Source organism: Clostridium aciditolerans (assembly GCF_016316925.1).
Taxonomy (GTDB): Bacteria; Bacillota; Clostridia; order Clostridiales; family Clostridiaceae; genus Clostridium_AM; species Clostridium_AM aciditolerans.
In genome coordinates this window covers 265,754-279,446 of the sequence record NZ_JAEEGB010000006.1, presented here as the reverse complement: position 1 = coordinate 279,446, position 13,693 = coordinate 265,754, and the positions used below count along the sequence as shown (strand labels likewise).

Below are 13,693 nucleotides of genomic sequence, written 5' to 3'. Positions count from 1 at the left end.
GTGATTTTTATGGAAAGAATCGATGAATATAAAATAACGGAAAAGTTTAATCTTGGTATTTGGAAAAGATTTTTTAAATATTTATATGAATTTAAGAAAGGTCTTCTTATAATGGCTTTTCTAATGATTATAGTAGCAGGAATAGATGCAGTGCTTCCTCTTTTAACTAAATATGCTATAGATAATTTTATCACAAAGGAAAGCACAGATGGACTCAAAGCCTTCACTATAGCTTATTTTGGAATTTTTGCTTTTCAAGCTTTAAATGTTAAGCTTTTTATAATGCAGGCCGGTAAAATAGAGACGGAACTGGCTTATCATATAAGAAAACTTGGGTTTAAAAGACTTCAGCAGCTATCTTTTTCTTATTATGACAATTCCTCAGTTGGTTGGCTTATGTCGAGAATGACATCTGATGTAACAAGGCTGAGTGAAATAGTATCTTGGGGATTGATTGATATGGTGTGGGCCGTGTCGATGATGATAGGATTCTTGGCTATTATGTTATATTACAACGTTGAAATGACACTTATAAGCATGTGTGTAGTTCCAGTGCTATTTGTCATAGGAATGTTTTTTCAAAGGAAAATTTTAAAGTCCTACAGAAAAGTTAGGAAATTAAACTCACAGATAACTGCGGACTTTAGTGAAGAGGTAGCAGCGGCAAAAACTACTAAGACTTTAGTACGTGAAAATGAAAATTTAAAAGAGTTTAAGAGAGATGCCGACAGTATGAGATACTCAGCAGTAAGGGCAGTAATGTTTTCATCACTATTTCTTCCTATAGTTATATCCATGGGAAGCATAGGAACAGGATTGGCCCTTTGGTTCGGAGGAGATAAAGTAATTACGGAAGCTTTGACTTATGGTACTTTTGTAATGTTTATTTCATATACTATACAGTTCTTTGACCCGTTAAGTAGATTAGCAGAAACTTTAGCGGAACTGCAGAATGCCCAGGCTTCAGCAGAGAGAATAATAACCCTTGTAGAGACTGAACCAGATATATGGGACAAAAAAGATGTAGTGAAAGTTTACGGAGACTTATTTAATCCGAACAAAGAAAATTGGGAAAAGATTTACGGAGAAATAGAATTTAAGAATGTAAGCTTTTCTTATAAAAATGGAGAAAAAGTACTGCAGAACTTCAATTTAAAGGTTAAAAAAGGAGAAACTATAGCCTTGGTTGGAGAAACTGGTTCTGGGAAGAGTACTATTGTAAATTTACTCTGTAGATTCTATGAACCAAATAATGGAGAAATATTAATCGATGGAAAAGATTATAGAGAACGATCTCTTTTATGGCTTCAATCAAACTTAGGTTATGTTCTTCAAAGCCCTCATTTGTTTAGCGGAACCATCAAAGATAATATAAGATATGGAAAACTTGATGCTTCACAAGAAGAAATTGAAGAAGCAGCAAAGCTTGTAAACGCTCATAACTTTATTATGGATATGGAAAAAGGCTATGACACTGAGGTAGGAGAGGGAGGAGGAAATCTGTCCACAGGAGAAAAACAGCTTATCTCTTTTGCTAGAGCAATTATAGCAAATCCAGCCATTTTTGTACTGGATGAAGCTACTTCATCTATAGATACAGAAACAGAAAAAATGATAGAAAATGCTATAGAAAAAACTCTATCAGGAAGAACAAGCTTTATAATAGCCCATAGACTCTCTACCATAGTATCAGCAGATAAAATTCTTGTTATAAGAAAAGGCAAGATAATAGAAGCTGGAAATCATAAAGAATTGTTAAGAAGAAAAGGATACTACTATAGATTATATACAAATCAGTTACTTCAAGAAAAAGAACTAGAAAGTAAGAGAATATAATATATAGGGTTATAAGGCCGAAAATTGACTTACACCCCGGACTATGTTTCCAAGCTTCAGTCCGTTAAGCAGAGAGCCAAAATCTATGATTTTGTGCGAATCGCTTACTCCTCTGACGTAAGGAGGAGGAGTTTCATATAAAAGTTTTTAAATCTACCTTCAGCTTTGGAAACATAGCCCTTTGCGTAAGTCAATTTTCTAGTTTGAAACCCTATATAGACATACTAATGAGCTTTATTTTTTATCATAAGCTCGTCTACCAATTTTACTAGATTGCCTATTTCAGGTTTACTCATTTGAGCATCAGCTCCAACAGATACTCCTTTATGAGATAAATCATCGGTAATTAATGAAGAGAAAATTATTACTGGAAGATTTTTTAATATTTTATGTTCTTTAACCTTTCTGGTAAGTGTATGACCATCCATTCTTGGCATTTCTATATCCGTTATAAGTATTTGTACTTCCTCAATAAATTTTTCCTTCTTTTCTTCTACAAGGTCATATAAATAATTTAAGGCTTGTTCACCATCATCAAAAAAACTTAAATTACTGAAGCCAGCCTTTGTTAAAGTATCTCTTAATAAACTTCTTATTAAGAAAGAATCGTCTGCTAGCATAAGTTTAATATTGGATCTATCTTTATACTCAACATCCTCAATTCTCTCTTCACTTATACCTACTTTTGGATTTATATCGGTAACTATTTTTTCAAAATCCAATAAAAAAAGTATCTTATCATTAAGTATTATATTGCCTATAACTAAAGAATCAGCAAATAGATTATCTGGTTTAGTTATTTTTTCCCATCCTATTCTATGAGTTCCTACTACTCTATCAATATTAAAAGCAACTCTAGATTTATTAAATTCACATAGTATTATAGTGTTCTGTTTAGATACCTCAGAGTTTTTTTCCAATACATATTTTAAGTTTACAAGGGTTATAATTTCATCCCTATTTAAAATAAGTCCAGCAATAGTAGGAGGTGTTTGAGGTAGTTTAGTTAAGTTGTCTGTTTCCAGCACTTCTTTTACTTTTATTACATTTATTCCATAGTGTTTGTTATTAATTACGAATTCAAGTATTTCGACCTCTCCAGTTCCACTTTCTAATAAAATGTTTGTTTCCACGATTTCAACCTCTTTTCTAAGCTTAAATTATATTTAGATCTAGATTTAACTTAAAAATTACAGAAAATATTTTTCATTAAAAATAAGCTTTACCTTTGTATAAATTATACGTGAAATTAGTTTGTTTTTCTATATTTTTCATGTTTTTATTTTCTTAGTAATCTCATATTTCATTATAGCTTGAAATATCTATATAAAGCATGTAGTAATCATTTTCAGCATAAGATTCCACTGAAAAGCTTCAATTATGAATATTTGTACTATTTTTAGAAGGTATAAAAAAGGTTTTGTAGAATTAATGAACAAGTAGAAATATTTATAAATTTCTTAAAAAGAGGTGAGAAGTATGAGAGTGAAAAATAAAATCTATGAAAAGAGCAGAACTATTATATCAGATTACGATATTCACCTTTTTCATGAAGGAACCCATTATAATTGTTATAAATTTATGGGAGCGCATTATGTAAAAGAAGACAGAAGGTGGGGAGTAAGATTTACTGTCTGGGCCCCAAAGGCTACAGAAGTAAGGGTAGTTGGAGAATTTAATGACTGGCAATCTAAAAAAGAATATTCTTTTAAAAGATTGAATGATGAAGGCTTATGGAGCCTATTTGTACCAGGACTAAAAGAAAATTTTATTTATAAGTATGAAATAACTCAAAAGAGCGGCAAAAAGGTTTTAAAAGCGGATCCATATGCAATTTATAGTGAAAAGAGACCTAATACTGCCTCTTATGCTGTGAAAAGGAAAAATTTCAGATGGGGAGATAAAAGGTGGCTGGAGTATAGAAATTCTCAAAATATATATGAGAATCCTATAAATATTTATGAGGTACATCTAGGCTCTTGGAGAAGAGATGAAAAGGGAGAGTTTTTAAATTATAGAGAAATAGGAGATAAGTTAGCTTCCTATGTGAAAAGTATGGGTTATACACATGTAGAACTAATGCCTGTAATGGAACATCCTCTAGATGACTCTTGGGGCTACCAGCTTACTGGATACTATTCTGTTACAAGCAGATATGGTACAATAGATGATTTTAAGTATTTGATAAACACACTGCATAAAACAGGTATAGGGGTTATATTGGATTGGGTTCCAGGACATTTTTGTAAAGATGAGCATGGACTTTATAGATTTGATGGCACGCCTACCTATGAATATGAGGATGTAAATAAGGCAGAAAATAGAGGCTGGGGAGCTGCTAATTTTGACCTGGGAAAACCAGAAGTAAGGAATTTTCTTATATCAAATGCATTATTTTGGCTTAGAGAATATCATATTGATGGATTGAGAGTAGACGCAGTAACAAATATGCTTTACTTAAATTATGACAGAAAAGAAGGAGAATGGACTCCAAATAAAAATGGGGGCAGTGAAAATCTTGAGGCTATAGAATTCTTTAAGGAGTTAAGCAAATCCTTGTTTAAAGAAGTTCCTAATTTATTAATGATTGCAGAGGAATCCACGTCATGGCCTATGATAACCAAACCTACAGACATAGGGGGAGTAGGCTTTAATTTTAAATGGAATATGGGATGGATGAATGACATTTTAGAATATATAAGTTTAGATCCTGTATATAGAAAACATCATCATAACCGCATAACCTTCTCTATAATGTATAATTACTCAGAAAATTTCATATTACCTCTATCTCACGATGAGGTGGTACATGGGAAAAAATCATTGATAGATAAGATGTGGGGCGATTATTGGAACAAGTTTGCAGGACTAAGATTGTTTATGGCTTATATGTTCACTCATCCAGGTAAAAAGAGTACCTTTATGGGAACAGAATTTGCTCAATTTATAGAATGGAGACATTATGAAGAATTAGAATGGAAGCTTATTGAAAGTTTTGAAATACACAAGAGTACCCAGGAATTTTTTAGAGATTTAAATAATTTATATAGAAAAGAAAAAGCTTTATGGCTTTATGATTATAAATTTGAGGGCTTCAAGTGGATTGATGCAGACAACTCTAATCAAAGTATATTGATTTTTATGAGAAAAACCAATGTACCACAGGAAACTTTAATCATTATATGTAATTTTACCCCTATGGTATATTACGATTACAAAATTGGAGTTCCATACTTAGGGGAATATAAGGAGCTCTTAAATACAGATAGCAAAAAGTATGGTGGATCAGGACAAACAATGGAGAGTACACTTTATGCAGAGAAAAAAGCTTGGCACAAAGAGCCATATCATATAAAAATTAAGGTACCTCCTATGGCTGCAGTCATACTTAAGGTAAATAAAATTTACAAATTAAATGATAAAAAACATAAGGAAATAATAGAGATAATAACTGATGATGAGAATAAAAGAAATAAGCAAGATATAAAGGAAGTAGTGAATAAAAAGGACAAAAATGAAAGGAAAGTGGAATAATGAAAATATTATTTATAGCCTCTGAAGCGGATCCTTTTATTAAAACAGGAGGGCTGGCAGATGTAGCCTACGCTCTTCCTAAGTATCTTAAAGCTTTAGGGATAGATGCAAGAGTTGTAATACCAAAATATAAAAATATAAAGCTAAGGGACAAATACAGTATAATTTTCAAAAAATCTTTTACAGTTCCTGTAGGTTGGAGAAATCAATATGCTGGAATATTTGAATGTGATGTAGATTCAGTTAAATATTATCTATTGGATAATGAATACTACTTTTTTAGAGATAATCTTTATGGACATTATGATGATGGAGAGAGATTTGCATATTTTGATAGAGCAGTACTTATGATGTTAGAGGAGATAGATTGGAAGCCAGATGTTATACACTGCAATGATTGGCATACAGGTATGATACCAGTGCTATACAAACTTCAGTATGATAAAGAGGATTTTTACAAGAACATAAAGATCTTATATAGCATACATAATATATTATTCCAAGGAAATTATGATGCAAGTATATTAGGTGAACTTTTTGGATTCAGTGATGATATATATAAAGACGGCAGTGTAGAATTGTATGGAGCAGTAAGTTTTATGAAGGGTGGTATAAACTACAGTGATAAGGTATCTACTGTCAGCAGAAGCTATGCTCAAGAAATTCAAAGCCCTTATTATGGAGAAAAATTAGATGGGCTTCTGCAAAGCAGAGCTAATGATTTATCAGGCATAGTAAATGGAATAGACTATGATATTTATAATCCAGAAAAAGATGTCGTTATATACAAAAACTATAGCAAAAATAATTTAAAAGATAAGGCAGTTAATAAGCAGAAACTTCAAGAACAATTAGGTATTGAGATAAATAAGGAAATTCCAATGATTGGTATAGTCTCAAGACTTACTGCCCAAAAGGGAATGGATTTAATAAAGCATATAGGTGAGGAGCTTGTAAATAGGGGCATACAGCTGGTGGTACTTGGCACTGGGGACAGTGATTATGAGGAGTATTTTAAATATCTTCATGAAAAGTATCCACAGAAGGTCTCTGCCAATATATATTTTGATGATGTATTAGCTCACAGAATATATGCAGCTTCAGATATATTTTTAATGCCCTCTTTATTTGAACCTTGTGGATTAGGTCAGCTCATAGCTTTAAGATATGGAGCTTTACCTATAGTAAGAGAAACTGGTGGACTTAAGGATACTGTAAAAGCATATAATAAGTTTACTGGTGAAGGTAATGGTTTTAGTTTTACTAATTACAATGCCCATGACTTACTTTATGTTATAGAAACAGCACTGCAACTCTATAGAGATAAAAATCTTTGGAAAAGCATAGTAACTCAAGCCTTAGAAAGTGATAATAGCTGGAATAAGTCAGCTGAAGCCTATAAAAATCTTTATGAAAGTATGCTTTAGTCTATCTTAATATTTTATATAAGGAAAGCAAGCAAAATTACCCAGTGTTCCGACTAAAAGGAGGAATTAGATGTTAAAAATAGATAAGGAAACTTTTAAAAAAGACTATGAAGAAAAGTTTATAGAAATTCATGGAAAAGACTTATCAGAAGGAACAGACTATAACAAATATGAAGCTTTAGCAAGCCTTACTAGAGATTATGTAGTCAAAACCTGGATTAATACAAATAAAAGGTATGACATCACTAGAGAAAAGCAGGTATATTACTTTTCTATGGAGTTTCTACTTGGAAGATTGTTAGATAATGCTTTGAGCAATCTAGGAATAAGAGATATATGCAAAGAAGCATTAAATGATTTAAATATAAATCTTGATGCCTTAGAGATTTTAGAGGAAGATCAAGGGCTAGGCAATGGTGGCTTAGGAAGATTAGCAGCTTGCTTTTTAGATTCCATGGCTTCACTAAATATACCTGGACATGGCTGCGGTATAAGATACAAGTATGGTTTTTTTGAACAAAAGATAATAGATGGATCACAGGTAGAAGCGCCAGATGAGTGGCTAAAAAATGGTAATGTGTGGGCAATAAAAAAGTCAGATAAGGCTCAAATAGTTAAATTTGGTGGAAAAGTAGATATGTTCAGCGAAAATGGTAAGATAAAATTTAACCATACTAAATATGAGCCTGTCTTAGCAGTTCCTTATGATATTCCTATCATAGGTTATAAAAATGAAGTGGTTAACACTTTAAGACTCTGGAGTGCAGAGCCTTTATATGACGAATTTGATTTTTCTTCTTTTAGTAGGGGAGACCACTTAAAGGCTATAGAATACAAAAATTCTATAGAGGCTATATCACAGGTTTTATATCCTGATGATAGTTTTTATGAGGGAAAAATGCTTAGATTAAAGCAGCAATACTTCTTTGTATCTGCTGGAATTCAAAGTATCATAAGACATTTTAGAACTCATGTAGGATCTTTAAAGGATTTAGATGAAAGAATAGCTATACACATAAATGATACCCACCCTACCTTGGCTATTCCAGAGCTAATGAGAATTTTTATGGATGAAGAGAATTTTAGTTGGGATGAAGCTTGGAGAATGACTACTAATATAATATCTTATACAAATCATACGATTTTAGCAGAAGCTTTAGAAAAATGGCCTGTGGAAATGTTTAAAAGTTTATTGCCAAGAATTTATATGATTGTTGAGGAAATAAACAGAAGATTTTGTGAAGAACTTTGGAATAAATATATTGGACAATGGGATAAAATCAGTAAAATGGCCATAATATCCGATGGCTATGTAAAGATGGCACACCTAGCTATAGTAGGAAGCCATAGCGTAAATGGTGTGGCTAAACTTCACACAGAGATACTTAAGAAACAGGAAATGGCTGATCTTTATTATTTTTATCCTAAAAAATTTAACAATAAAACTAATGGAATAACCCATAGAAGATGGCTTATGAGAGCGAATCCTCAGCTTACAGATCTTCTTAAAGAAACTATAGGAGATAGTTTTATAAAGCATCCTACAGATATGGAGGCTTTCGAAGCTTATGCAGGTAACAGGATAGTTCAAGAAAGGCTGCAGAATATAAAGTTTTCTAATAAAAAGAAACTTGCAGAATACTTGAAATTTAATCAAGGAATTTCTATAAATCCAAATTCTTTATTTGATGTTCAAGTTAAGAGAATTCATGCTTACAAAAGGCAGGTTTTGAATTGCTTAAGAATAATGGAACTTTACAGAAGACTTATAGAAAACCCTAATTTAGATATAATTCCTAGAACCTTCATATTCGCAGGTAAGGCAGCGCCGGGATACTATCTTGCTAAAAATACTATTGAGCTTATAAATGCCGTGGCTAATAAGATAAATAATGATTCAAGGGTAAATGAAAAAATAAAGGTGGTTTTTGTCCCAAATTATAGAGTTTCCGTAGCTGAAGCCATAATTCCGGCTGCAGACTTAAGTGAACAAATATCAACTACCACTAAAGAAGCTTCAGGTACAAGTAACATGAAATTCATGATGAATGGAGCAATTACAATAGCTACATTAGATGGGGCAAATATAGAAATAAGAGATGAAGTTGGAGACGAAAATATAGTTATTTTTGGTATGACGAAAAAAGAAGTTCTAGACTATTATCATAAAGGAGGCTATTCAGCCTGGGATATGGTTAATAGAGACTATAGAATAAAGCAAGTTACTGAGGATATAGTAAATGGATTCTATTGCAGTGACAAAGAAAAATTCAAATCCATTTATGAACACCTTATCACCTATAATGATGAGTTTTTTGTGCTTAAAGATTTTGACTCCTATTTAAAAGCACAGAAGAGGGTAGATAGTTTATATAGAGATTCTTCAAAGTGGCAATCTATGTGCGCTATTAATATAGCACATTCTGGTGTATTTTCTAGCGATAGAACAATACAAGAATATGCTACAGGTATATGGGGTTCAGGATATTTATATAAGAATCTTTAGCACTTAACTCACAGGTTGGGATATATTTACATCTTTTGCAAGATAAACACTTTTAAATGTATTTTCAATAATGTAAATGTATCCCTTGTATAAGGTGACCTTATTAATTAGAAACCATAAAGGAGCGATTGCTTAAATGAGAGGTGACTTTTATGGACTACTATATAAAACATAATTCATGGGAAGAGAAGTTCAGAAAACCCTTTGGAGCAGTACAATCGGGAGAAAAAGTTTATATAAACTTAGAGGCAGAGAATTTTAGCAAAGCGGAACTAGTTCTTATATATTTTGACGGAACAGAAGAAGATATAGAACTTTCTTCAAAAAAAATTAATGAAGAGCTATATAATTATTTTACTGAAATAAATATAAGAGAAGACTACAAGGGATTAATAAAATATCATTTTAAACTCTATAAGGATTGTAGGGTTATATATTATGGCAATAATTTAGATGTCTTAGGAGGAGAAGGAAGAGTTTATCAAAACTCACCGAAAAGCTATCAAATAACGGTGTACAAAGACTTTAAAGTTCCTATATGGTTTAAAGAAGGTATAGTATATCAGATATTTGTAGATAGATTTAGAAATGGCAATAAAGATGGAAAAGTAGATAACCCTAAAAAGAACAGCTTCATATATGGAACCTGGCAAGATGAGCCAATGTATATAAGAGATGCTAGTGGTAAAGTAGTTAGATGGGATTTTTATGGTGGGAATCTTAAAGGAGTTATTGAGAAACTAGAATACTTAAAGAATTTAGGTGTGGATATAATTTATTTAAATCCAATCTTTGAAGCTTCCAGCAATCATAAATATGACACAGCTAATTATAAGTCTATAGACCCTATGTTTGGCGATGAAAATATATTTAAAGAACTTTGCCATAAAGCAGAGCAATTAGGAATAAAGATAATATTAGATGGAGTTTTTAATCATACAGGGTCAGATAGCATATATTTTAATAAATTTGGGAATTATCCAAGCTTAGGAGCATATCAATCAAAATCATCGACCTACTATAAGTGGTATATATTTAGTGAATATCCAGATAAATATGAATGTTGGTGGGGGATAGACAATCATCCAAGCATAGATGAGATGAATGAAGATTATATAAATTTTATAATAAAAGATAAAGATTCTGTAATTAATAAATGGATGAAGCTTGGCGCTAGTGGATGGAGATTGGATGTAGCAGATGAGCTTCCAGATGAGTTTATAAAATTAATTAAATCTCATATCAAAGAGATTAAGGAGGATTCCGTATTAATAGGAGAAGTCTGGGAAGATGCATCTAACAAAATAAGTTACTCAAGAAAAAGACAATATTTATTCGGAGAAGAATTGGATTCAGTAACAAATTATCCTTTTAGAAATTTAGTAATTAGCTTTATAAACTCACAAATTACTGCAGCAGATTTTATAAGAAATATCATGAGTCTTTATGAAAATTATCCTATAGAGTGTTTTTATAGCAATTTAAATATACTAGGTACTCATGATACGGAAAGAATTTTAACTTCAATAGATAAAGATAATAGAAAAAATATGTACAAGCTTATTATGGCTCTATCCATTCAAATGACCATACCAGGAGTTCCACTTATATATTACGGGGATGAAGCAGGGCTTACAGGTGGTAAAGACCCTTTAAATAGAAAACCTTATCCATGGGAACATGAAAATATAGATATTTATAACATTTACAAAGCAGCTATAAGGCTAAGAAAAAAACATGAGTTTTTTATCAAGGGAGATTTAAGCTTCCACGACATAAATGAAGATATACTTTGTTATGAAAGAAACTATGGTAAGACAAAAGCAATAATAATAATAAATAAGTCTGAAGAGAAATCTTATAATATCAGATTAAAGTCTCTAGGACTTGAAGGTTATCAGCATATTGAGGACTTGAGCATAGATATTAATAAGTTATTAGATGAAGAGTTAGTAGAAAAAGATATAATTTCAGAACATGTAAAAATAAACCCGTTGGAGACCAAAATATACAAGTTTATATAAAGTTATATATTTAATATTCCTAATAAATTGGTTCATGAGGAGAGGGTGCTATATGTTAAAAAAAGAAATTGTGGCAATGATATTGGCAGGCGGTCAAGGTTCAAGATTAGGCATACTTACAAAAAGACTTGCAAAGCCTGCAGTTCCTTTTGGTGGAAGATATAGGATAATTGATTTCACTTTGAGTAATTGTTCTAACTCAGGCATAGATACTGTAGGAGTATTAACACAGTACAAGCCTTTAGTGCTTAACTCTCATATAGGTATAGGTAGCCCTTGGGATCTTGATAGAAGAGATGGAGGGGTATATATTCTGCCACCTTATCAAGAAGAAAGCGGAGGGGACTGGTACAAAGGTACTGCAAATGCAATATATCAAAACATTTCCTTTATAGATAGCTATAATCCAGAATACGTGTTGATTTTATCTGGAGACCACATATACAAAATGAATTATGAGAATATGCTGAGATATCACAAAGAAAAAAATGCAGATGCTACTATAGCAGTTATAGACGTACCTTTAGAAGAGGCAAGTAGATTTGGCATTATGAATACCAATGAAGATGGATCAATATATGAATTTGAAGAGAAGCCTAAAAATCCTAAGAGTACAAAAGCATCTATGGGAATCTATATATTCAACTGGAAGCTTTTAAAGAGATTTTTAAGAGAAGATCAGCATAACAAAGAATCCAGCAACGACTTTGGAAAAGACATAATACCTAAGATGCTTTATGAAGGCATGAAAATGTATGCTTATGCTTTTCAAGGATATTGGAAAGATGTAGGTACTATAGAAAGTTTGTGGGAAGCAAATATGGACTTGCTTAGAGAAGATAACGAGCTAAACATGCATGATAGGAGCTGGAGGATATATTCCGAGAACCACGTTAGACCGGCACAATATGTAGGACCCAATGCATTGATTAAAAATAGTCTTTCTGTAGATGGTTGTGAAATTTATGGGGAGGTAAGTAATTCCGTATTATTCTCAGGAGTCATCATAGGTAAAAATTCTAAAATAATAAACTCTGTAGTGATGCCAGATACCAAAATTGGAGATAACGTAATCATAAATAAGGCCATTGTAGGAAGTAATGTAACTATAAGGAGAGATTGTATTATTGGTGATGGAAAGAAAGTCACTGTAATAGGTGGAAGTGAAGATATAAAAGCAGGGTCCATCGTTGCAAGAGAATAAAGTGAAAATTTAAGGGATTTTTACAGGAGGGGTATTATGTTAAAAAATTGTTTGGGTATAATTAATTTAGACGAAAATGAAGATAAAATAAAAGAGCTTACAAGAAATAGACCTTTAGCTTCTATTCCAATAGCAGGAAGATATAGAATTATAGATTTTATATTATCAAATCTAACTAATGCAGGTGTTGAAAGTATAGGAATATTTTCTAAGATGCAATCCAGGTCTTTAATGGATCATTTGAGTAACGGCCGTCCTTGGGATTTAAACAGAAAAATAGATGGACTAAGATTTTTCAACTTCACCACTACAGATCCTTGCATAGATGATATAACTAATTTTGCAAATAACATAGAATATCTATATAGAGCCAAACAAGAATATGTTATATTTGCTTCTTCTCATATGATATGTAATATTGATTTTAAATCTATATTAAAGAATCATATAGAGTCAGACTGTGATATAACAATGGTGTATAAAAAAGTAGGAGATGCAGACGAAAATTTCTGTGGCTGCGAGGCTTTAAACATAGATGAGGAAGGAACTGTGCTGAGTGTTGGGAAAAACATAGGCAATAAGAAAAATGCTAATATTGGCATGGGAATTTATATAATGAAAAAGGAATTTTTGATAGACATAATTAATGAATGTATAAGTACAGGTTTCTACAGAAAAGTGAAATCATATATATACAATTCCTTAGATAAATTAAAGGTTGGAAGCCATGAATTTAAGGGATATTTAGCTTGTATAAATTCTTTAAAGACCTACTACAAGGCAAGCATGGATTTATTAGATCACAAAATAAATAAGGAGCTTTTTTCACAGGAAAGGCCTATATATACAAAGACTAATGATGAAATTCCTGCAAGATATAATAATGAGTGTATAGTTAAAAACTCTATAATAGCTAGCGGGTGCTTAATTGAAGGAACAGTAGAAAATAGCATAATCTTTAGAAGAGTTAAGGTTTCTAAAGGAGCTGAGCTTAGAAATTGCATAATTCTCCAGAATTCAATTATAGGAGAAAATGGTAGGCTGAATAATATTATCACAGACAAATATGTGATTATAAGTGATAATCAAGAGTTAAAGGGTGATATGACTATTCCTCTTGTGGTAGAGAAAGATGGTAGAAAAGAATATTAATAAGGAATCA

Annotated in this window: 8 protein-coding genes; 7 read left to right on the top strand and 1 reads right to left on the bottom strand. The window is 31.7% G+C overall.

Annotation, left to right across the window (positions count from 1 at the left end; genetic code table 11):
- Window positions 1–9 precede the first annotated feature (9 nt).
- Entirely contained in the window at window positions 10–1,836 is a 1,827-nt protein-coding gene (locus I6U51_RS06915; RefSeq protein WP_211141942.1) for an ABC transporter ATP-binding protein, read from the top strand.
- A gap of 224 nt (window positions 1,837–2,060) precedes the next feature.
- Here the strand turns inward: I6U51_RS06915 and I6U51_RS06910 are convergent, their stop codons facing one another.
- Window positions 2,061–2,969 (bottom strand): chemotaxis protein CheW, encoded by a 909-nt coding sequence (locus I6U51_RS06910; protein WP_211141941.1) that lies wholly within the window; start codon window positions 2,967–2,969, stop codon window positions 2,061–2,063.
- A gap of 346 nt (window positions 2,970–3,315) precedes the next feature.
- Here I6U51_RS06910 and glgB point away from each other — a divergent pair, with 346 nt between their 5' ends.
- The 6 genes from glgB (at window position 3,316) to glgD (ending at window position 13,683) form a co-directional block, all read left to right on the top strand.
- Window positions 3,316–5,370, top strand: a complete 2,055-nt coding sequence (glgB, locus tag I6U51_RS06905; RefSeq protein ID WP_211141940.1) for a 1,4-alpha-glucan branching protein GlgB — start codon at window positions 3,316–3,318, stop codon at window positions 5,368–5,370.
- Window positions 5,370–6,797, top strand: a complete 1,428-nt coding sequence (gene glgA, locus I6U51_RS06900) for a glycogen synthase GlgA (protein ID WP_211141939.1) — start codon at window positions 5,370–5,372, stop codon at window positions 6,795–6,797. The genes glgB and glgA overlap by 1 nt, the downstream gene beginning before the upstream one ends.
- A gap of 70 nt (window positions 6,798–6,867) precedes the next feature.
- Entirely contained in the window at window positions 6,868–9,303 is a 2,436-nt protein-coding gene (locus I6U51_RS06895; protein WP_211141938.1) for a glycogen/starch/alpha-glucan phosphorylase, read from the top strand.
- Window positions 9,304–9,455: 152 nt separating this feature from the next.
- Window positions 9,456–11,327: a glycoside hydrolase family 13 protein gene (locus tag I6U51_RS06890; RefSeq protein WP_211141937.1), complete on the top strand. Its 1,872-nt coding sequence runs from the start codon at window positions 9,456–9,458 to the stop codon at window positions 11,325–11,327.
- A gap of 52 nt (window positions 11,328–11,379) precedes the next feature.
- Window positions 11,380–12,531 (top strand): glucose-1-phosphate adenylyltransferase, encoded by a 1,152-nt coding sequence (locus I6U51_RS06885; RefSeq protein WP_211141936.1) that lies wholly within the window; start codon window positions 11,380–11,382, stop codon window positions 12,529–12,531.
- A gap of 36 nt (window positions 12,532–12,567) precedes the next feature.
- Entirely contained in the window at window positions 12,568–13,683 is a 1,116-nt protein-coding gene (gene glgD / locus I6U51_RS06880; protein WP_211141935.1) for a glucose-1-phosphate adenylyltransferase subunit GlgD, read from the top strand.
- The last annotated feature ends 10 nt before the right edge of the window (window positions 13,684–13,693 follow it).